18 protein-coding genes are annotated in these 21311 nt (G+C 68.7%); 7 read left to right on the top strand and 11 right to left on the bottom strand.

Annotated elements, in window-relative coordinates; genetic code table 11:
* Positions 1-98: 98 nt before the first annotated feature.
* Complete coding sequence (locus ABD301_RS38430; RefSeq protein WP_344314996.1) at positions 99-1088, top strand: DUF4349 domain-containing protein; 990 nt, start codon at positions 99-101, stop codon at positions 1086-1088.
* 7 nt (positions 1089-1095) lie between these two features.
* Here ABD301_RS38430 and hemE read toward each other — a convergent pair whose 3' ends face one another.
* Positions 1096-2124 (bottom strand): uroporphyrinogen decarboxylase, encoded by a 1029-nt coding sequence (hemE, locus tag ABD301_RS38435; protein WP_344314997.1) that lies wholly within the window; start codon positions 2122-2124, stop codon positions 1096-1098.
* A gap of 130 nt (positions 2125-2254) precedes the next feature.
* On the opposite strand from hemE, the gene ABD301_RS38440 reads away from it, so the two are divergent.
* From ABD301_RS38440 to ABD301_RS38455, 4 genes are all read left to right on the top strand, one after another.
* On the top strand, positions 2255-2830 hold the full coding sequence (locus tag ABD301_RS38440) for a DUF3000 domain-containing protein (protein ID WP_344314998.1): 576 nt from the start codon (positions 2255-2257) through the stop codon (positions 2828-2830).
* Between the two features lie 73 nt (positions 2831-2903).
* Positions 2904-4226: an HRDC domain-containing protein gene (locus tag ABD301_RS38445; protein ID WP_279580274.1), complete on the top strand. Its 1323-nt coding sequence runs from the start codon at positions 2904-2906 to the stop codon at positions 4224-4226.
* A gap of 186 nt (positions 4227-4412) precedes the next feature.
* A complete protein-coding gene (locus ABD301_RS38450) occupies positions 4413-5639 on the top strand; it encodes a thiolase family protein (protein ID WP_279580273.1) in 1227 nt (408 codons plus the stop codon).
* The gene (locus ABD301_RS38455) at positions 5636-7726 is read left to right on the top strand and encodes a 3-hydroxyacyl-CoA dehydrogenase NAD-binding domain-containing protein (RefSeq protein WP_344314999.1); all 2091 of its coding nucleotides are present in this window, start codon (positions 5636-5638) and stop codon (positions 7724-7726) included. The genes ABD301_RS38450 and ABD301_RS38455 overlap by 4 nt, the downstream gene beginning before the upstream one ends.
* A gap of 283 nt (positions 7727-8009) precedes the next feature.
* On the opposite strand, the gene ABD301_RS38460 is transcribed toward ABD301_RS38455, so the two are convergent.
* The 3 genes from ABD301_RS38460 to ABD301_RS38470 all read right to left on the bottom strand — a co-directional run bounded on the left by ABD301_RS38460 (position 8010) and on the right by ABD301_RS38470 (position 10562).
* Positions 8010-9248 carry a sensor histidine kinase gene (locus ABD301_RS38460; RefSeq protein WP_163568378.1) on the bottom strand — a complete coding sequence of 413 codons (1239 nt, stop codon included), beginning with the start codon at positions 9246-9248 and terminating at the stop codon, positions 8010-8012.
* A complete protein-coding gene (locus ABD301_RS38465) occupies positions 9245-9907 on the bottom strand; it encodes a response regulator transcription factor (protein WP_163568377.1) in 663 nt (220 codons plus the stop codon). Before ABD301_RS38465 ends, ABD301_RS38460 begins: the two co-directional genes overlap by 4 nt.
* 76 nt (positions 9908-9983) lie before the next feature.
* Complete coding sequence (locus tag ABD301_RS38470; protein ID WP_163568376.1) at positions 9984-10562, bottom strand: TetR/AcrR family transcriptional regulator; 579 nt, start codon at positions 10560-10562, stop codon at positions 9984-9986.
* A gap of 54 nt (positions 10563-10616) precedes the next feature.
* Between ABD301_RS38470 and ABD301_RS38475 the strand changes: the two genes are divergently transcribed.
* The gene (locus ABD301_RS38475; protein ID WP_344315000.1) at positions 10617-11174 is read left to right on the top strand and encodes a hypothetical protein; all 558 of its coding nucleotides are present in this window, start codon (positions 10617-10619) and stop codon (positions 11172-11174) included.
* A 125-nt stretch (positions 11175-11299) separates the two neighbouring features.
* Here the strand turns inward: ABD301_RS38475 and ABD301_RS38480 are convergent, their stop codons facing one another.
* The 3 genes from ABD301_RS38480 to ABD301_RS38490 are packed head-to-tail and all read right to left on the bottom strand — an operon-like array spanning position 11300 to position 14429.
* Positions 11300-13087: a hypothetical protein gene (locus ABD301_RS38480; protein ID WP_344315001.1), complete on the bottom strand. Its 1788-nt coding sequence runs from the start codon at positions 13085-13087 to the stop codon at positions 11300-11302.
* Positions 13072-13830 (bottom strand): ABC transporter ATP-binding protein, encoded by a 759-nt coding sequence (locus ABD301_RS38485; RefSeq protein WP_344315002.1) that lies wholly within the window; start codon positions 13828-13830, stop codon positions 13072-13074. Before ABD301_RS38485 ends, ABD301_RS38480 begins: the two co-directional genes overlap by 16 nt.
* Positions 13827-14429 (bottom strand): TetR/AcrR family transcriptional regulator, encoded by a 603-nt coding sequence (locus ABD301_RS38490; protein WP_344315003.1) that lies wholly within the window; start codon positions 14427-14429, stop codon positions 13827-13829. Before ABD301_RS38490 ends, ABD301_RS38485 begins: the two co-directional genes overlap by 4 nt.
* A gap of 142 nt (positions 14430-14571) precedes the next feature.
* Here ABD301_RS38490 and ABD301_RS38495 point away from each other — a divergent pair, with 142 nt between their 5' ends.
* Entirely contained in the window at positions 14572-15171 is a 600-nt protein-coding gene (locus tag ABD301_RS38495; RefSeq protein WP_344315004.1) for a type II toxin-antitoxin system PemK/MazF family toxin, read from the top strand.
* Positions 15172-15238: 67 nt separating this feature from the next.
* Here ABD301_RS38495 and ABD301_RS38500 read toward each other — a convergent pair whose 3' ends face one another.
* From ABD301_RS38500 to ABD301_RS38515, 4 genes are all read right to left on the bottom strand, one after another.
* Positions 15239-16732 (bottom strand): DEAD/DEAH box helicase, encoded by a 1494-nt coding sequence (locus ABD301_RS38500; protein WP_425552019.1) that lies wholly within the window; start codon positions 16730-16732, stop codon positions 15239-15241.
* A 250-nt stretch (positions 16733-16982) separates the two neighbouring features.
* Complete coding sequence (dxs, locus tag ABD301_RS38505; protein ID WP_344315102.1) at positions 16983-18887, bottom strand: 1-deoxy-D-xylulose-5-phosphate synthase; 1905 nt, start codon at positions 18885-18887, stop codon at positions 16983-16985.
* Positions 18888-19133: 246 nt separating this feature from the next.
* Positions 19134-20411, bottom strand: a complete 1278-nt coding sequence (locus tag ABD301_RS38510) for a sugar ABC transporter permease (RefSeq protein ID WP_163568369.1) — start codon at positions 20409-20411, stop codon at positions 19134-19136.
* 40 nt (positions 20412-20451) lie between these two features.
* Complete coding sequence (locus tag ABD301_RS38515) at positions 20452-21285, bottom strand: ATP-binding cassette domain-containing protein (RefSeq protein ID WP_344315007.1); 834 nt, start codon at positions 21283-21285, stop codon at positions 20452-20454.
* Positions 21286-21311: the final 26 nt, after the last annotated feature.

Raw genomic sequence — 21311 nt, forward strand, 5'->3', positions numbered from 1 at the left:
CGAACGGCCAGCCACGGCCATCCGTTCGGCGGGAACCGCCGGCACTCGCGCGGAGTCACATCCACATCGTTTCGCTGCACCCCACGGGAGGACCCGCCGTGATTTCCCTGACTCGCCGCCGCTGGCTGGCCGCCGCTGTCCTGACCATCCTCGTCACCGGTCCCGCCCTCGCCGGTTGCACCTCCAGCACCGGCTCGGGCTTCTCCGCGCCGGTTCGCAACGGCGGGGTTCCCGATGGCGTACCAGCCGTCCCCGGCACCAGCGGCCCCGGCGCGGCGGCCGGCGGTTCGGTGCCCAAACTTCCGCCCTTACAGCCAAAATCAGTCGTCTACAACGGAGACATGACGGTTAGTACGTCCACAGTGGACAAGGTGGCGGACCAGGCCACCGCGCTGGCCACCGGCGCCGGCGGCCAAGTCGGCTCGGACCAGCGCTCCGGCCAGGGCGCAACCGCCACCGCGACCTTGGTGCTGCGGGTGCCGCCGGCCGCCTTCTCTCCGACGGTGAACGCGCTTTCCAAGCTAGGCACCGAAACCAACCGTACGATCGGCACCCAGGACGTGACCGGACAGGTCGTCGACCTGGACAGCCGGATCGCCACCGCGCAGGCCAGTGTGAACCGGACCCGCGCACTTTTCGCCCGAGCACAGCAGATCAGCGACATCGTGACGCTTGAGCAGCAGCTCTCCGACCGGGAAACCGCGCTGGAAACGTTGCTGGGTCAGAAAAAGACGCTGGACGACCAGATCAACCTGTCCACCATCACGGTCCGAGTCGTGGCCACCTCGGCGCCCGCAAAAGCGGCCACGCCCACCGGTTTCGGCGCCGGCCTCGCGGCGGGGTGGAGCGCTTTGGTCAGTACGGTCACGGTCTTGCTCACCGTGTTCGGCGCCCTGCTCCCTTTCCTCGTCGTCATTGGCATCCCGGCCGCCGCACTCTGGTTCCTCTGGCGCCGCCGGCGTACTCCCCGAGTCGCCCTCGCCGGCGGCTCCTCGGGCCCAGAAGCCGACCTCACATCGCTGCTCACCGCCACGGTTTCGCCCACCTCAACCGCTCCGACCGCCCAGGAGGAACCCGACAAGCCCTGACCTCGCGTTAGGCTGCGGAAAGGCGGTGGACGGTCTCGACGAGCGCGGTGAGGACGCCTGGGTCGGCATCGGGTGGCACGCCGTGGCCGAGGTTGAAGACGTGGCCGCGGGCGGCCTTGCCCTCGGCGAGGATGCGGCGGACCTGTTCCTCCAGGACCGCCTCGCCGGCGGACAGCAGGGCCGGATCGAGGTTTCCCTGTACAGCGTAGTCAGACCCGATCCGGGCGCTGGCCACGTCGAGCGGGATCCGCCAGTCGACGCCGACCACATCGGCGCCGGCCTGCGCCATCGCCGGCAGCAGCTCGCCGGTGCCAACCCCAAAATGGATGCGCGGCACCGAAAAGTCGTCCAGGCCGGCGAAGATCCGGGCGCTGTGCGGTTGGACGTACGCCCGGTAGTCCGCCTCGGAAAGCGACCCGGCCCACGAGTCGAAGAGCTGGATCGCAGCGGCGCCGGCGTCCACCTGCACGCGCAGGAAGGTCAGCGTGATGTCGGCGAGCACGTCACAGAGCGCGTGCCAGGTCGCGGGATCGGCGTGCATAAGTGCTTTGGTGCGCGCGTACGACTTGCTGGGCCCGCCCTCGACGAGGTAGCTCGCGAGCGTGAAAGGCGCCCCGCCAAAGCCGATCAGTGGGGTGTCGCCGAGCTCGCCGACGAGCTGCTTGACCGCCTCGGTGATGAAGGACACGTCGTCGGCCTGCAGCGGCCGCAGCCGGTCGACCGCGGCCCGGTCGCGGACCGGGTCGGCGATGACCGGACCGACATTGGGCTTGATCTCGACGTCCACGCCGGCCGCGCGCAACGGCACCATGATGTCGGAGTAGAGGACGGCCGCGTCGACCTTGTGCCGGCGGACCGGCTGCAGGGTGATCTCGGTGACCAGATCCGGACGCTGACAGGTGTCCAGCATTGGGGTGCCGGCCCGCACCGCGTGGTATTCCGGCAGCGAGCGGCCGGCCTGACGCATGAACCAGACGGGCGTGAAGGGCACCGGAAGGCCGCGACAGGCGCTCAAAAAAGGCGAAATGGTGGTCATCGAGATCCATCGTTCCACGCGCGGCCGCGAGCTGGCAGGCAGGACCGGGCGGACGCCCGTACGAGCACAGTCATGGGACGTCGGCGCGCCGATACCCCACCGGGCCGGCGGATGCGCATACCCTGCGGTCATGCCGGAGTCCGCCGCGTCTGCCAGCAAGGTGCCGGACGTGTTCGCGCAGGCCGTCAACGCCTTGTGCGAGGTCAAGCCGCGCGCCGAGATCGCCCTCGAGGAGATCCCGCCGCCGCAGCGCCTCGCGCCGTACTCGTTCGCGATGAGCGCCTCGGTCACCCGTGATGACAGCGAAGTGGCCAGCGGGCGGCTGATCCTGTTGTACGACCCCGCCGGCCAGGAGGCCTGGGACGGGCTGCTGCGGATCGTCACCTTCGTCAGCGCCGAGCTGGACAGCGAGATGGCCGCCGACCCATTGCTGGCCGAGGTCGGCTGGAGCTGGCTGGTCGAGTCCTTGGACGACAACGGCGCCCAGTACACCGCGGCCGGCGGGACCGTGACCACCACCAGCTCCAGCCGGTTCGGTGATCTCGCCGGACCGGCGGACACCGCCGACGTTGAGTTGCGCGCTTCCTGGACGGCACTGGACACCGCCCTCGGCCCACATCTGGAGGCATGGTGCACGCTGCTGGCGTCCACGGCCGGTCTGCCGCCGCCCGGCGTCACCCCCCTTATGGACGGTCGGACGCGGTAGCCGGTGGTCACAAAGCAGGCTTATTCGGCGCGCCGGCACGACACGCCGAGTGGTGCGGCCGTACGGTGGTGCCGTGGCTGAGTTCGACGAGTTGACGGCTTCTGAGGCCGCACCGGTCGACGCCTCCCAGGATGACGGTGCCGCGACCGAGTCCGTGGCGCCGACACCGCTCTTGGAGCCACGGGAGGGCACGCCCGATCCGATCACTTCGGCGGGGCGGCTCGAGGCCGCGATAGCCCGGTTCGCGGCCGGCAGCGGTCCGGTGGCGATCGACGCCGAGCGCGCTTCTGGCTACCGCTACAGCCAGCGCGCTTATTTGGTGCAGCTGCGCCGAGAAGGCGCCGGTACGGCCCTGATCGACCCGGTGCCGTTCGCGGCCGCCGCCGACCTGGCCACGCCGGCCGATCCACCCGAGGTGGGTGGGCTGGCCGACCTGGACGCCGCGCTCGCGGACGCCGAGTGGGTGCTACATGCGGCCAGCCAGGACCTGCCGTGCCTCGCCGAGCTGGGCATGCATCCGCGCAAGCTCTTCGACACCGAGTTGGCCGGCCGGCTGGCCGGCTTCGAGCGGGTCGGGCTGGGCGCGATGGTCGAGCGGGTGCTCGGCTTCCAGTTGGAGAAGACCCACTCGGCGGCCGACTGGAGTACGCGCCCGCTGCCGGCCGAGTGGTTGACCTACGCGGCGCTGGATGTCGAACTGCTGGTCGACCTGCGGGACGCGCTCACCGAGGAACTGGCCCGCCAAGGCAAGCTCGACTGGGCGTTGGAGGAGTTCGCCGCGCTGGCGGTCCGGCCGCCGAACCCGCCGCGCGCCGAGCCGTGGAGACGGACGTCAGGCGTCCATAAGGTGCGTACGCAGCGCGGTCTCAGCCGCGTGCGGTCGCTGTGGCAAACCCGCGACCGGCTGGCCCGCGAACGCGACATCGCGCCCGGCCGGGTGCTGCCCGACTCCGCCATCGTGAGCGCCGCCCTCGCCGACCCCACCGACGTACGAACCCTGCTGACGCTGCCGATCTTCTCCGGCCGCGCCAACCGCCGGCTCGCCGACCTGTGGATGGGGGCGCTGTCCGCCGCCCGCGCCGAGTCCGGCGAGGAGTTGCCGCCCATCTCGGCGCCACCAGACGGCCCACCGCCGCCGAACCGCTGGGCCGACAAGAACCCGGACGCCGCCAGCCGCCTCGCCGCGGCCCGTACGGCGATGGGCGAGCTCTCTGGCCAGCACGCCATCCCGGTGGAGAACCTGCTCACCCCCGATGTCGTCCGCCGCCTGGCCTGGGACCCGCCGGCCGCCGTGACCGCCGACTCCGTCGGCTCGGTGCTGCGCGCCCACGGCGCCCGCGAATGGCAGATCTCGCTCGCCGCAGCTCCGCTGGCCGGCGCCCTCAGCCCGGCGTAGCCTCTGACCGAATTGCCCGATTGTTACCACGGCGAGTGAAAATGCAGGTCAGGAAGTTGCCGTGGTAACAATCGGAATCCGATTGTCACCGCGACGGCTGTGAAGTTGGCCAACCTGGCGAGCCGAATGTTACTGGCGAGTAGTAGTCTCGCGATCAATACGGAGTCACCGATCGGGAGGCCTGCTGTGTCCACCACCCGCACTCGCCGGGAGATTAGGGACGTCGTCTTCGTCGACGGCGCCCGCACGCCGTTCGGCAAGGCCGGGCCCAAGGGTTTGTACGCCGAGACCAGGGCCGACGACATGGTCGTACGGGTGATCCGTGAGCTGTTGCGCCGCAATCCGGGCCTGCCGCCGGAGCGCATCGACGAGGTCGCGATCGCGGCGACCACCCAGATCGGCGACCAGGGACTGACCATCGGCCGGACCGCCGCGCTGTTGGCGGGGCTGCCCAAGACGGTCCCCGGTTACGCCATCGACCGGATGTGCGCGGGCGCGATGACGGCGGTGACCACGGTTTCCGGCGGCATCGCCATCGGCGCGTACGACATCGCGCTCGCCGGCGGTGTCGAACACATGGGCCGGCACCCGATGGGCGAGGGCGTCGACCCGAACCCGCGGTTCCTGGCCGAGAAGATCGTCGACCCGTCGGCGCTGGTGATGGGCTCGACCGCGGAAAACCTGCACGACCGGTTCCCGGGCCTGACCAAGGAACGCTGCGACGCGTACGCGCTCGCCAGCCAGCAGAAATACGCGAAAGCGCTGGCCAACGGCCACATCGACCGCGACCTGGTGCCGATGGCGACCCGCTCCGCCGAGCACGGCTGGGGCCTCGCGACCGCCGACGAGCCGCCGCGGCCGGGTACCACGCTGGAAGGTCTCGCCGGGCTCAAGACGCCGTTCCGCCCGCACGGTCGGATCACCGCCGGCAACGCGGCTGGCCTGAACGACGGCGCGACCGCCTGCATCCTGGCCGCCGAGGATGTTGCTGAAGAGCTCGAACTTCCGGTCGCCATGCGGCTGGTCGGCTACGGTTTCGTCGGCGTGGAGCCAGAAGTGATGGGCATCGGTCCCGTACCATCCACCGAGAAAGCGCTCGCGAAGACCGGACTGTCCATTGAGGACATCGGAATTTTCGAGCTGAACGAGGCATTCGCCGTCCAGGTCCTCGCGTTCCTGGAACACTTCGGCATCGCGGACGACGACGATCGCGTCAACCCGTGGGGCGGCGCGATCGCCATCGGCCACCCGCTCGCTTCCTCCGGAGTGCGGCTGATGACCCAGCTGGCCCGGCATTTTGAGGCCCGGCCGGACGTTCGGTACGGCCTCACCGCCATGTGCATCGGCATCGGCATGGGCGGCAGCGTCATCTGGGAAAACCCGCACTGGACTGGAAAAGAGACATCCCGATGACCAATACTTCAGAACTGGCCAAGCACTTTCCGGACGAGGTCGTCACCCACTCCCACGTCCGTTATCTGGCTGGCGACATCGCGCTGATCACGCTGGACAACGGCCACGACCACACTCGCCCGAACACTTTCGGTCCGGGCGGGCTGGCGGAGCTGGAAGCCGCGATCGACGAGATCCAGGCGCGCTCTCCGGCCGTACGAGCGATCGCGATCACCGGCAAGCCGTTCATTTTCGCGGTGGGCGCTGACCTTTCCGGTGTGGGCGCGCTGTCGTCCCGGGACGAGGCGCTCGCCATCGCACGGTCCGGGCACCACGTTTTCGCGAAACTGAAGAACACTTCCATCCCGACCTTCGCGTTTGTCAACGGCGCCACCATGGGCGGCGGCCTGGAGGTCGCGCTGCACTGCGACTACCGGACACTTTCGTCGGGGGCCGCCGCGATTTCGTTCCCGGAATGCTTCCTCGGCCTGGTGCCAGGCTGGGGCGGCACTCAGCTGCTGCCCCACCTGATCGGCGCGGACAAGGCCGTCAAGGTCATCATCGAGAATGCCCTGAACCAGAACAAAATGCTGCGGGCCACCGAGGCTTTCGAGCTGGGCATCGCGGACGTGATGTTCGAGCCGGCCGATTTCCTGGAGCGCTCGCTCGGCTGGGCCGCCGGTGTCCTGCGCGGCGACATCGTGGTCGAACGCCCGGAAATCGACCGCGGCCAGGCCTGGGATGACGCGCTGGCGCGCGGAAAGGCGGTCGTCGACGGCCGCGTACACGGTGCCGCGCCGGCTCCCTATCGTGCGCTGGACCTGTTGAAGCTGGCCAAAACCGCGTCCTTCGAGGAAGGTACGGCGGCCGAGGACGAGGCGCTGGCCGACCTGATCGGTACGGACGAGCTGCGCGCCGGCTTGTATTCTTTTGACCTCGTACAGAAAAGGGCGAAACGGCCGGTCGGCGCGCCGGACCGGAGCCTGGCCCGGCCAGTGACCAAGGTCGGCATTGTCGGCGCCGGCCTGATGGCCAGCCAGCTGGCGCTGCTGTTCGCCCGCCGGCTGCTCGTACCGGTCGTCATGACGGACATCGACCAGGCCCGGGTGGACAAGGGAGTTTCGTACGTCCACAGCGAAATCGACAAGCTGCTGGCCAAGAAGCGGGTCTCCCCCGACACCGCCAACCGGCTGAAGGCGCTGGTCACCGGCTCGCTGACGAAGGATGCCTTCGCCGACGCGGACTTCGTGATCGAGGCGGTTTTCGAGGAGATCTCGGTCAAAAAGCAGGTCTTCGCCGAGGTTGAGGCGGTCGTGCCAGCCGAAACAGTGCTGGCCACCAACACGTCCTCGCTGTCGATCACCGAGATGGCGTCCGAGCTGAAGCACCCGGAGCGGGTCGTCGGCTTCCACTTCTTCAACCCGGTCGCGGTGCTGCCGCTGCTGGAAATCGTACGAGCGGCCAAAACCGACGACGCGACGCTCGCCACCGCGTTCGCCGTGGGGAAGCAGCTGAAGAAATCCAGCGTGCTGGTGGCCGACGCGCCAGCCTTCGTGGTCAACCGTGTCCTCACCCGTTTTATGGGCGAGATCATGAAAGCCGTGGACGAGGGCACCCCGATCGAGGTCGCGGACCGGGCCACCGAGCCGCTCGGCCTGCCGATGAGCCCGATGCTGTTGATGCAGCTGGTCGGCCCGGCTATCGCGTTGCACGTGAGCGAAACACTGCACGGCGCCTTCCCCGCTCGCTTTCACGTCTCGTCGAATCTGAAAAAGCTGGTCGAGGCTGGCAAGTCTTCCTTCTACACCTGGGAAACCGGTACGCAGCAGGTCGATCCAGCGGTCGCCGCCCTACTGGAGGTCGGCGATACGGTCCTTACGGAGGACGCTGTTCGGGACCGAGCGCTCGGCGCGGTCGCCGACGAGATCCGGATCATGCTGGACGAGAAGGTGGTGGCGCAGGCGCAGGACATCGACCTCTGCCTGATCCTGGGCGCCGGCTGGCCGTTCCATCTCGGCGGCATCACGCCGGCGCTGGACCGGCTCGGCGTCTCGGAGAAGGTCACCGGCCGGCGGTTCCTCGCCCCAGGCGTCGCCAGCATGCCGTAGGACGTTATCCCCGCCGTACATAAGAATAGCGAAATTCAGGCACGAAACGGTCATTCTATGTCTTTTCCGCATAAGATGCTGCCGCCTGAAAACGGTCGTTGCCGCTGAGATTTCCCTGCAAAAGGCGGGTGTCCAGCGGCAACGCCGTCGTACGACAGGACGCGGTCGAAACTTTTGTCGCGATGTCGTTTCACCCACCGCGCTGTGGTGAGAGAATAACTGTGCGCAGTCCGACGGAAACCCCCCATCTGTCGGGCTGCGCTTCCTTCTTCTCTCCAGACGCTCAGCTGGGCACCGCGGCTCGGCCGGCGACCGCGGCGGGGCGCTGAACAGCCGCGGTTGGCAACGTGACGGTGACCTCCAGACCGCCGTTGAGCAGCGGCACCGCCTTGACCATCCCGCTGTGCGCGTCGACCACGGCTCGCACGATCGAGAGCCCCAACCCGGCGCCTCGGGTGCCGGTCCGCTCCACGCCACCGCGCCGGAACGGCTCGAACAGCTGCGGCACCTCGGCGAGATCGATCTCCGGCCCGGTGTTGGCGACCACCAGCCACGCACTGGTGGCGTCGCTGCCCGTACGCACCTGCAGTCGCCCGCCGGCCAGGTTGTAGCGGACCGCGTTCTCGATCAGGTTGCCGGCGAGCCGCTCCAACAGGGCCGGGTCGCCCATCACCATCGCCGGCGCGAACATCGTCTCCACCTGCAGCGACAGCCGGCGCACCTCCCGGCTGATCGCGTTGAGCGTGGACGACACCCCGACGGCGAGGTCGACGGCGACTTCCTTGTTGAGTCGGCGACCGGCCTGTGCCTCCGTACGAGCAAGCAGCAACAGCGCCTCAATCAGGTCGTTGGCGCGCTTGGAGGCGTCTCTGACGACCCGGCCCATCCGGCGCAGGTCCTCGTTCGAACCGTCCGGATCGGACAGCGTCACATCGATCTCAGTGCGCATGACGGCCAACGGCGTCCGCAGCTCGTGGCTCGCGTTCGCGACGAACCGGCGCTGGCTGTCGAACGCGGCGCCCAGCCGGTCCAGCATCCCGTCGAAGGTCTGTGCCAGCTCGCTGACCTCGTCATCCGGGCCCATGTGCGAGATCCGCTCGGACAGCGTGTCGGTGGAGAGCCCGCGAGCCGCCTGAGTCAGCACGTGCAGCGGCCGCAGTGCCCGGCGGGTCACCAGATAGCCACCCGTCACACCGATGACGGACACCACGAACAGCGCGAACGCGCCCTCCAGCAGGAGGTTGTCCTCGATCGCCTCGGCCCGCTCGCGCTGCCACTGCGCAGCGTCCATCCGCTCGGTGGTGCCGTCGGCATGCCGGACCGTGACGGTGGTGCCCGGCATCGCCTGCTCGCTGGTGGTGAGACCGGTGTTCACGATCAGCCACGCGAGCCCCAGCAGGATCACCCCGGCGGCGATCAGCAGCGCGCCGTTGATGATCGTCAGCCGCAGCCGCAGGGTCGGCCGCAACCGGTGCCGGGCCGGGCCTGCGAGCGGCCCGCCGGCCGGCGCGAACGCGGTCATGACGGGTAGACCCGGTAGCCGGCGCCAACCACCGTCTCGATGACCTGGGGCTCGCCGAGTTTCTTGCGCAACGTCATCATCGTCACCCGTACGGTCGTCGTGAACGGGTCGGCGTTGGCGTCCCAGACCCGTTCCAGCAGTTCCTCGCTGGACACCACCGCGCCACCGGCGGCCAGCAGCACCTCCAGCACGCCGAACTCCTTACGCGTCAGCTCGACCGGCCGACCACCCCTGGTGACCGTCCGCTTGGCCGGATCCAGCGCGACCCCCTGCGCGGCCAACACCGGCGGCGCCGGTGGAGTCGCCCGCCGGCCCAGCGCTCGTACGCGCGCGACCAGCTCGTCGAAGGCGAACGGCTTGGGCAGGTAGTCGTCCGCGCCGATCTCCAGCCCCTCGACCCGATCCGCGACCGTGCCGCTCGCGGTCAGCATCAGCACCCGGGTCAGCGTCCCGGAGGCCACCAGGTCCGCGCAGATCTTGTCGCCGTGCACGCCCGGCAGGTCGCGGTCGAGCACCACCACGTCATACCGAGTGGTCAGCGCCATCTCGTGCCCGCTGGTGCCCTCGTACGCCACGTCGACGGCCATCCCCTCCCGGCGTAACCCGCGGGTGAGCGCGTCGGCCAGCGCCCGCTCGTCCTCGACCACCAGTACGCGCACCCCGCCACGCTCCCTTCGTGTGCCAGCCAGGTTCTACCGTACGGCGGCGGTGCGACCCTCTGGCGCACATCCGCGTTTACCGCCTCGGCGGTCTCTCCACGCTGATCACGCGGTAGAGGAAATCCAGGTACGCCGGCCGGTCCCGGTCCGCCAGCAGTGTCCCGCCGCTGGCACGTTGTGCCTGGATGAGCCCGATGTGCGCGGTGTACGCGAGCACCGCGTGCCGGCGCGCGTCGCCGGGAGGGACGCCGGTCTCGGCGTAGCAGGCGGCGATGAAGTCAACCCGGCGAGCGGTCACCCGGGACAGCACCGGCGCCACCAGTGGGTCGTCCGCGTGGGCGAGCAGTGCCAGCTCCGCCCGGCTGATGCGACCGCTGCCGATGGCGGCCTCAAAGAGCTGGCGGAGCCGAGTGGCGGGATCGGAGACAGGCTCCAACTGCCGGATCAACGCCTCGGTGTGCTCGTCGGCCCACCGCTCGACGGCCGCTTGGACGAGCGCCTCCCGGTTGGCGAAATGCCAGTAAAAGCTGCCTTTGGTGGTGCCCAGCCGGATCGCCAGCGGCTCCACAGCCACCGCGGCCAGACCGCCGTCGGCGAGCGCGGCCAGCGCCGCTTCGGCCCAGTCCTGCCGGGACAACCGCCTTTTCACCACCATCGCCGTACGGTACCGTACGGTGAGACCATACGGCACCGTACGGAAGGCAGGCCGATGATCCGAGGATGGGCACGCAACTGGGGCGCCACCAGCGCCGAGGTCACCCGGACCTATCCGGCCGACAATTACCTGGCTGGCCCGGTCGAGCGGCTGACGAGAGCGGTGACCGTACGAGCGCCCGCCCCGGTCGCTTACCGCTGGCTCTGTCAGACCGCGGTGGCGCCGTACAGCTACGACTGGATCGACCACTGGGGTCGGCGCAGCCCGCGGATTCTCACGCCAGGAGCCGAAAAACTCGCCGCCGGGCAGCAGCTCATGGTGTTCACCCTGGTCGACATCGAACCCGGGCATCAGTTCTCCGGCCGCTCGTTCCCGGCCGCCGAACGGCTTTTCGGCCCGCTGGCGGGCACCTACGCGATCGAGCCGCTGGACGACCAGAACTGCCGGCTGATCTGCCGGCTGGTGCTGGGCAGCGGCCGGTTCGGCGCCACCCTGCTGGCCTGGGGCGATTTCGTGATGATGCGCAGACAGCTGCTGAACCTGAAAGGACTGGCCGAGCGGGACGCCCGCACTCTGGCCGGTTTCGGTGCTATGACCGAGCTCACTCCGTGACCCGGTGCCTCATGGGGGTCTAGCGTCGAGTGCGGCACAAAACCCCACACTCGACGTCGAGTGCGGGATAAAGTCCCGCACTCGACGAAAATTCAGCCCACGCACGTGATGAGGCATCGCGGCCGTCAGGCGAGGGCGCCGGTACGCCTGCGGGCACGGACGATGAGGGTCACGCCGATCCCGTACATGGCCAGCCCGAGGGCCACCATCGCGAGCGCGGTCGGCCACTGCCAGCCGGCCGGCGCGTACAAGGCGAGGAACCACGAGCGGGTCCGACTGCCGACGAGCAACGAAACCGCCGGCACGATGCCCTGCGGAATCAGGGGGATGGCACCAAAACCGAGGCAGAGGCCGACCAGCAGTCGTTGCATGACCGGAAGATTGATCGAGAGCGACCGCTCGGACTGCGCACGGCCGGTAGAGCCCATTCGCATCAGGTTCAACAGTTCCGGCCCGCGGGCTTGCAGCCGGCGAATCGCCAGCGCGCCAAAGCCCCAGAAACACAGCGCTCCGCTGACAATCCCGGTCGGGACGCCCCACCACGAACCAACGAACGTCGCGAGCAGCGCGGGAACACCGGTCAACGGCACGCAGGCCAGCAGCAAGTACGTGAGGCCCATCGCGTCACCGCCCTTTTCTCCGAGGCTGAGCGGATTGTTGCCGCGCTTCTGCGGATCCGTGCCGGGAATCAGGGCGAAAACCGACGCCAGCACGACCACGCCAGCGCCGCCGCCGAGCATGGCCGGCAGCAAAGACAAAACCAGCGGCCACGCCCAGGTCTGTCCGCTCCCCGCCGTCAGCACCACGGTGACCACCAGCGCGATCGGGCCGACCGCGAGCAACCAGGCCGTCTGCCTCGCTCGTACGTCCACCCGCTCGGCACCTGGCGTCAGCAGGATCGCCCAAAGCGCGGTGCCGTCCGTGCTGTAAAGGTTCGCCGCCGTGGCGGCCGCCATCGCAACGAAAATCAGTCCCGCGAAAGGCAATTCGACCATCCAGCCGAGCACCAGCGGCAGGAGGCAGAAAAGTAGGCCATAGCTGAGCGAAAAAACTCCCATGCCGACTCGCAGGAAGTCCCGCGTCCAACTCCGCAATTCCTTTCCGACCGCGGTGCCCAGCGTGCCACGCGCCACCAACAGCCGCCGCGCACTGCCTTGCAGCCGGGGATTTCCGGTACGCAGCGGCAAAAGCAGCATCCAGGCACCGAACAGTCCCGCACTCAGCACCGCCAAACCCAGCAGGGCCGCGAAAACCCGCGCCCAGTCACCGCGGGCGGCTGCCTCGACCGCGGCCATCCCCCAGCCCGATGGCACCGCCCGCAGCACCACGTCCACCCAGCCCAGGCCGCCGGCTGGCGCGAACGCCAGCACGACCGCCCAGCCCTGCGCGGCGAACGCCATCACCAGCGCGTTGAGCAGACCACCGACGATCGCGCCGGCGAGCGATCGCAGCAACAGTCCGAAAAGTGCGACCGTCACCCGGGCGAGCAGCACCATCAGGGCCAGTTGCAGAGCCACCGCTGGCAGCGCGACGAAGGCGGCGGCGACTCCGAGGTGAGCGCCGTAAACGACCAGCGACAGCAGCGCGAACAGGCTGACCAGCGGTGCCACACCAACGAAAGACGCGGACAACAGGCCACCGACAAACCGGCGCCGGGTGGACGGCAGCATCGAGAAGAACTCCGGCCGCAGGCTCTCGTCGCCCCCGGTGAAGACCGGACCGAAAATCCAACCAAAGGTCCACAAAGCCAGCGCGGCGGCCAGAACTCGGCCGCTCTGCAGCGATCCCCAGATCGTGCCGGCCGCGGCGACCAGGCCGAAAGTCGCACCCAGCACCACCAAGACCGCGCGTTGACTGTCCCGCAGTGCGTGCCGCAGGATCGCCAGTTTCATGCGAATCAGCGCGAAAGCCACGACAGCCCCTCGGTCCGTGGGGCGCTCGCGCCCACCAGCGACACAAAAACGTCTTCCAGCGGCCGGTTGGCGCGTACGTCCGCGATCGGCCCAGCGGCCGCGATCCGGCCGTCGTTGACCACCGCCACGTGGTCGCACAGCCCCTCGACCAGTGCCATCACGTGGCTGGAAATGACCACCGAGCCGCCGCCTTCGACAAACCGCTGCAGGATCGTCCGAATGGTCGCCGCCGACACCGGGTCGACGGCCTCGAAAGGCTCGTCCAGCACCAAAAGTCGAGGCGCGTGCAGGAGGGCGACAGCGAGCCCGATCTTTTTGCGCATGCCGGTGGAATATTCGATGACCAGGGTCTTCTCCTGCTGGTCGAGTTCCAGCACTCCGAGCAGGTCGTCGACTCGCCTGCGCAGCTGGGCGCGGTCGATTCCACGCAACATTCCGAGGTAGGTCAACACTTCCCGGCCGGTCAGTCGCTCGGGCATCGCGAGGCCGTCCGGCAGCACGCCGATCAACGCCTTCGCCCGTACCGGATCGGTCCACACGTCGTGGCCGAACACCAGCGAACGCCCCGCATCCGGCCGCAGCAGGCCAACCGCCATCGACAGCGCGGTGGTCTTGCCTGCACCGTTTGACCCCAGCACGCCGTAGAAAGAGCCGGCCGGGATGGTCAGCGAAATGCCGTCCACCGCCACCTTGGTGGCAAAATTCTTGCGCAGGCCTGATATTTCCAGCGCCGCGGTCATCATTGTCCCTTTCTGGTGGCAAAATCGAACATGTCGGCGAGCTGTTCGCCATATCGGACGAGATCCAGGTCAGGCTCGGCGCTCAGCCGAGTGGCGATCGCGTCGATCGCGGCCCGCAGCGCGACCGCGACGACCCGGGTGTCGAGATGCCGGAACTCGCCGGTCTGCTGCCCCCAGTGCAACACCTTCTGCACGTCCTCGATCGCGGCATCGCCATGCCCTGCGTACGGACCACTGCCGTCCACCGGCCCGCCGCGCGCGATGATCTCGACCATCGCGCGCATGTAGGCCGGGTGCGTACGGATGAAGTCCAGGTTCGTGATGATCAGCGCCCGCAGGCCCGCTCGAGCTCCGCCAGCCGCCCTCACGTGCGGCTCGATGGCCTCCTTGCCGACCGTCACCACGGTGGCCACCACCTGCTCGATCAGCTCTTCCTTGCTGCCGAAGTGGTACGAGATCACGCCGGTGCTGACGCCAGCCCGGGCGGCGATCTTGGCCATCGAAGCGCGCGCGTATCCCCACTCCGCGATCGCCTGGATCGCACAGTCCACCAACTGCGCCCGGCGGGCCGTTTCAATGAACGTCTGATTATCTGAATGCACGTTCAAAGATTAACACAGCCATTCAAAGACCACGAGCCTCTCGTTGCAGTTCGGTATCTTTGCGGGCGAATGTCAGATTCGTTCGGGACCCGAGGGCGCTCGAACCGGACGAATGCGGCAGGTCGGGGGTGCGGGGCGAGCGATGAATGCACTATCCGCGGACGACCTGTGGAGCCCGATCCTGGCTCTGCTGTGCGAGGCGGCATGCGTGACAGTCGTGATCGTCGGCGTCACAGCCGCCTGCCTTCTGGGCGTTCGGACATCACGGTCTCGACCGAATCGCTTCGCGGCGCCGCGACGACCGCCACCCGTCGGGCCACCGCACCAACGGCGAGCACCCACCGCGTACGTCGACTCAGCCGCGACCGTCTGGCCACCCACCAAACCGGTCCACGAGCCGGACGAATGGGAGGTCATCGGCCCTGATCCAGGGGAAATCTGGTGGGCCGAGGTGCCCTTCGCCGACGGTTCCGGCTCGAAGCGGCGTCCTTGCTTGGTGCTACGCACATATCGGGGATCCGCCGACGTCCTGAAGATCACCAGCCAGGACAAAAGCCACCGGTCGGATCACATCCAAATTCCCACCCAGGCATGGGATCCGCGCGCCTCGAGCGACAGCTGGCTTGAGCTGTTCACGACCTATCGGGTCGACCAGTCCGCCTTCGACAAGGTGGTGGCCAGCTGCGACGACAACGTCTGGGCGTACGTCACAGACCATCACCGCACCGGCCGGATGAGCTGACGGGCTGAAATGCGAAGTGTCCCCCGCCGGAAACCGGCGAGGGACACTTGCTGGAGGTGGTGAGGGGTCAGCGACCCCGGCGACCGCCGGCCCGCGAGGAGAACGCGGCGAGACCGCCCGGCTGGCCGGCCGAGGCCGTACGGCCACCGCCAGTCGACCCGGAGCGGCGGCTCGACGAAGAGCGCGACGACGACGTACGCCCCGAGTCGTTGCCCTGCCTCGTACGACCGGCCGGCGGCTTCGGGGACCGGCGGGCCCGTGGCGCGCGGTCGGACGGCGGCTCGGCCAGCGCCGGCGGCGGGGCGACGAAGGTCCGCTCGCCGGGGGCGAGCTTCTGCAGCAGCGCGTCGCCAGCCCGCAGCCGGGTAGTCGTCGGCCGGATGCCGGCCTTGCGAGCCAGGTCGCGGACCTCACTCGCCTGGTCGTCGGTCGCCAGCGTGACGACCGTGCCAGCGGCACCGGCGCGGGCCGTACGGCCGGAGCGGTGCAGATATGCCTTGTGTTCCATCGGCGGGTCGGCGTGGATCACCAGGGCCACGTCGTCGACGTGGATGCCGCGGGCCGCGATGTCGGTGGCGACCAGCGTTTTGGCCGTACCGTCGGAAAACGCGGCCAGGTTGCGGTTGCGGGCGTTCTGCGCGAGGTTGCCGTGCAGCTCCACCGCCGGCACCCCGGAGGCAACCAGCCGCTTGGCCAGTGTCTTCGCGCCCCGCTTCGTACGAGTGAAGACCAGCGTGCGGCCGGGAGCGGCGGTCAGGTCCACCAACACCGGCAGCCGGTCCGAAGCGCTGACGTGCAGGACGTGGTGCGTCATGGTGCCCACCGGCGACAGCGACGAGTCGACGCTGTGCACCACCGGGTCGGACATGAACCGGCGGACCAGTACGTCCACACCGCCGTCCAGCGTCGCCGAGAAGAGCAGCCGCTGGCCCTGCCGCGGAGTCAGGTCCATAAGGCGTCGTACGACCGGCAGGAAGCCGAGGTCGGCCATGTGGTCGGCCTCGTCCAGCACGGTGATCTCGATCGCGTCGAGATAGGCCGCGCCGGTCGACACGTGGTCGGCGAGCCGGCCCGGGCAGGCGACCACGATGTCCACGCCGGCCCGCAGGCCGGAGATCTGCGGCCGCGCGCCGACACCACCGAAGACGGTGAGCGTCCGCAGCCCGAGGGCCTGCGCCAGCGGCGCGATGGTCGCGTCGATCTGGCTGGCCAGCTCGCGGGTCGGGGCGAGGATGAGCGCGCGGGGGCGGCCGGGCTGGCGCTTGGCCGGCTTGGCCGCCAGCCGGGCGAGGACCGGCAGCGCGAAGGCGTAGGTCTTACCGGAGCCCGTACGACCGCGGCCGAGCACGTCCCGGCCGGCCAGGGTGTCCGGCAGGGTGGCCGCCTGGATCGGGAACGGGCTGGTGATGCCGGCCGCGGCGAGCGCGTCGACGAGAACCTGCGGTACGCCCAACTCGGCGAAGCTGGCGGTCGAAACAGGTGGTGCTTGAGTTTCAGTAGGGGTTGAAGGGGTCGAAACAGGGCGTGCTGAAGGCGCGTTGCGAGGGCGGCGGGCCGCCATGGATTACTCCGTACGTGGAAGGGTCGTCCTGCCCGGCGCGAACCCTTGACGGCTCGCGGCGCGTGGGTGGTCGACTACAAAATGCGATCCGAGGCAAGACTGTGCGGATCGCCGACGCAGACGACCCTACCTTGCCGCCGCTCCCCCGGTCCGCTGACCCTCGGTGATCTTGATCTCCCGCCGGTCGTTGCCGCATCGACGCGATGCGTGCGGTGAGCGTCGATGCGGCAAAAAAGCCGATTACGGAGGGTTAGTCGGAAGAGGAGGAGAGGTGGACAGACAGCGGGTGAGAGTCCAGCCGGGACACCCAGCCGGTGACCTGGCGGGCGATGTCCTGCGCGGTCAGGCCGATGTCGGCGAGGATCTGGGCGCGGGTGCCGTGCGGATGCCACGCCTTGGGTACGCCCAGGTCGCGTACGGCCACCTCCACGTCGCGGTCACGCAGCGACTGGCTGAGGGTGGCGCCGATGCCGCCGGCACGTACGCCGTCCTCCAGCGTCACCACCAACCGGTGGTCGGCCGCGAGGTCCAGGACGGTGGACGGCATCGGGATGACCCAGCGCGGGTCGACCACGGTGACGCCGATGCCTTCGCCGGCGACCCGCTCGGCCACCTCGACGGCCATCCCGGCGAACGCGCCGACGGCGACCAGCAGCACGTCCTTGCTGGCCGGGGCGGTGAGTACGTCCACGCCGCCGATCCGTTCCAGCGCCGGGATCGGGTCCGGCACCGACCCGGTCGGGAACCGGATCGCGGTCGGCCCGTCGGACACCTCAACGGCCTCGGCGAATTCCTCCACCAGCCGTTCGGCGTCGCGCGGCGCGGCTACCCGCATCCCCGGCACCATGCCAAGCATCGAGAAGTCCCAGATGCCGTAGTGGCTCGGCCCGTCCGGCCCGGTCACCCCGGCGCGGTCGAGGACGAACGTGACCGGCAGCTTGTGCATCGCCACGTCGAGCAGCGTCTGGTCGAAAGCCCTGTTCAGGAAGGTCGCGTAGAGCGCCACCACCGGATGCATGCCACCCAGCGCGAGGCCGGCGGCCGAGGTGACCGCGTGCTGCTCGGCGATGCCGACGTCGAACACCCGCTCCGGGAAGACGCGGGCCATCTCGGCGATGCCGGTCGGGCCGGGCATCGCGGCGGTGATGCCGACGATGTCCGGGCGCCGCTCGGCGGCCGCCACCAGCGAGTCGGCGAACACACCGGTCCACTTCACCGACGGCTTGGCCAGCGACTTTCCGGTCTCCGGATCGAAAGCACCCGGCCCGTGCAGGCAGTCCTCGGTGTCCATTTCGGCCGGCGCGTACCCGTATCCCTTGCGGGTCACCGCGTGCACGATAACCGGCCCGCCATATCGCTTGGCGCGGCGCAGCGCCGACTCCATCGCCACACAGTCGTGCCCGTCGATCGGGCCGATATACTTGAGGCCGAGGTCCTCGAACATGCCCTGCGGTGCGACGACGTCCTTGAGACCCTTTTTGATGCCGTGCAGCGCCTCGAAAAGCGGCGGTCCAACCAGCGGGGTGTGGTCCAGCACGTCACGGATCATGTCCAGCGCGCGCTCGTACCCGGGCGTGAGCCGCAGGGTGGCGAGGTGGTCGGCGAGGCCGCCGATGGTCGGTGCGTACGAACGGCCGTTGTCGTTGACGACGATGACGAGCCGGCGGTCCTTGCCGGCGGCGATGTTGTTCAGCGCCTCCCAGCACATGCCGCCAGTCAGCGCGCCGTCGCCGACCACCGCGACCACGTGCCGGCCCTGGCCAGTCAGCGCATACGCCTTGGCCAGGCCGTCCGCGTACGACAGCGCGGTCGACGCGTGCGAGTTCTCGATAACGTCGTGGTCGCTCTCGGCCTGGCTCGGGTAGCCGGACAGCCCGCCGCGGCGTCGCAGCTCATCGAACCCGGCCTGCCGGCCAGTGATCATCTTGTGTACGTACGACTGGTGGCCAGTGTCGAAGAGCACCCGGTCAGCCGGGGAGCAGAACACCCGGTGGATCGCCAGCGTGACCTCGACCACACCGAGGTTCGGGCCGAGGTGCCCGCCGGTACGGGACACCTTCTGGACCAGGAACTCGCGGATCTGGCTGGCCAACGCCGGGAGCTCGGACGCAGGCAGCCTGCGCAGGTCTCTTGGTCCGGCGATCTGTTCGAGCAAGCTTCGTTGCTGCTCCACCAGCGGGCCTCCTAGGTCTTTGGCTGACGCAACTCGCGAGTCTAATCTGCCATCCCCTTCGAGGATGATTGATCACCGCGATCCCTGCACTTTCAGGGTGATGACGAAGAGTTGATCATGCGAAAGATAGGCCCCCGCCAGCAGGCGAGGGCCTATCTTTTCAGCGACCAACCCGAGTGGGTGTGACTACCGTCCTAGGTCCCTGTTCGTACGACCAATAGTCCGACGCTAAGCACGTCCGGATGCCTTCTGGCTGCGCCGGGACACCGAGTCCAGGGTCACCGCGGCCAGCAGCACCACGCCGGTGACGATGAACTGGATGGCGTTTCCGATGCCCTCAAGGGCCATCCCGGACCGGATCGACTGGATCACCAGGACGCCCAGCAGCGCGGAGTACGTGCTGCCGCGGCCGCCGAACAGGCTCGTACCACCAATGACGGCGGCGGCGATCGCGTTCATCAGCACGTTCTGGTCCAGGCCGGACTGGTTCGCCGAGGTCAGCCGGGACGCGAAGAACACGCCGCCGACCGCGGCCATGCCACAGGAGACGGTGAAGACCATCATCCGGATCGCGGCCACGTTGATGCCGGCCCGGCGGGACGCCTCGACGCTGCCGCCGAGCGCGAACACCTTGCGCCCGAACGAGGTCTTGCGGAGCACGAAGTCCAGCAGCACCACGAAGGCCAGGAAGATCACCAGCGCCAGCGGCAGGCCCTTGTACAGGTTCAGCACAATGGCCACCGCGAACAGCAGGATCGCCATGCCGACCGCGCGGATAACGATCTCGTTGACGCTGCGGGTCGGGATGCCGGCGGCCTGCCGGCGGCTGCGTGAAACCAGCGACCAGATCAGGTAGAGCGCCACCACCGCGCCGGCCACCGAGTAACCCACGATGGTCTGCCCGAAGAAGGTGGTGGTGAGCTGGACGACGCCGCCGTTGTAGTCCAGGTTGATCGTCCCGTCGAGGCCGAAGACGACCAGCATGACGCCGTTCCAGCCGAGCAGGCCGGCCAGCGTCACAATGAATGCCGGTACGCCGATCTTCGCGAAGAAGAAGCCGTGGAGCAGGCCCATCGCCATGCCGGCGACGACCGCCAGCAGGATGGACACGAAGGCGTTCAGGCCCCAGTTGACGTTGACTACCGCCAAAATCGCCGTACAAGCGCCACCGACCGAACCAACCGACAGGTCAATTTCGCCGAGCAGCAAGACAAAGACGATGCCGACCGCGATCAGGCCGGTGGGTACGATGTCGAGGCTGATGTTGGTCAGGTTCTGCGGCGACAGGAATCGCGGGTTCAGGAACTGGAAGACCGCCCAGATCAGGATGAGACCGACGATGACCGGCAGCGAGCCGTATTCACCACCGCGGATCCGCCGCTGCGCCTCCTGCAGGTAACCGCTGAAACCCTGTTCCCGTACCAGAAGTCGCGGGTCGATCTGGCTGACCGGCCCGGCCGGCGCCGCCTGCGGCACCGGCGTGGTGCTCGGCTTGCTGGTTGTCACTTTCGCTCCCCTGCCGTTCGCTGCGCTGCCTTAGCCGGTGTCATGACTGCGCGTGGTCGCGGGACGCTCGCCGGCTCACCGCGTTGTCGGTCGCGCCGGTGATGGCGGCGATGATCTGTTCCTGGGTGGTGGACGCCACGTCGAAGGTGCCGTTGTTGCGGCCCAGCCGCAGAACCGCGACCCGGTCGGACACCGCTCGTACGTCCACCATGTTGTGGCTGATGATGATCACCGCGAGGCCGCGGTCGCGGAGCCGCTCGACCAGGTCGAGCACCTGGGCGGTCTGCTCCACGCCCAGCGCCGCGGTCGGCTCGTCCAGCACGACCAGCTTGGGTTCTCCCAGCAGTGACCGGGAAATCGCGACCACCTGGCGCTGGCCACCGGACAGCGAGGCCACCGGGATGCGTACGCTCGGAATCTTGATCGACAGCGTGTCGAGCAGCTCGCGGGCCTTCTTCTCCATGGCGACCTCATCCAGCAGGCCCCACCGGTAGATTTCGCTGCCCAGGAAAAGATTTCCGACCACGTCGAGATTGTCGGCGAGCGCCAGGTCCTGATAGACCGTGGCGATGCCCAGGCGCTGGGCGTCATGCGGGCGGGAAATGCTCACCGGCCGGCCGCCGAACTCGATCACACCCTCGTCCGGAGCGTTGACACCGGCGACGACCTTGATCAGCGTGGACTTGCCGGCGCCGTTGTCGCCGACCAGCGCCAACACCTCACCGGCGTACACCTCAAGGTCCACGTCGGTCAGTGCCTGCACCGCGCCGAATCGCTTGGAAATCCCGCTCAGCCGCAGAACCGGCGGTCCGGAGCGGTCCGGAGCGGCCCGACCGGCGCCACCCGGTTCGTCTTTCTGCAGGTTCGTCGACATGCCTTCCACCTATCTCGGTCGATCAG

Source organism: Fodinicola feengrottensis, assembly GCF_039530045.1.
In the GTDB taxonomy this organism is placed as follows: domain Bacteria; phylum Actinomycetota; class Actinomycetes; order Mycobacteriales; family HKI-0501; genus Fodinicola; species Fodinicola feengrottensis.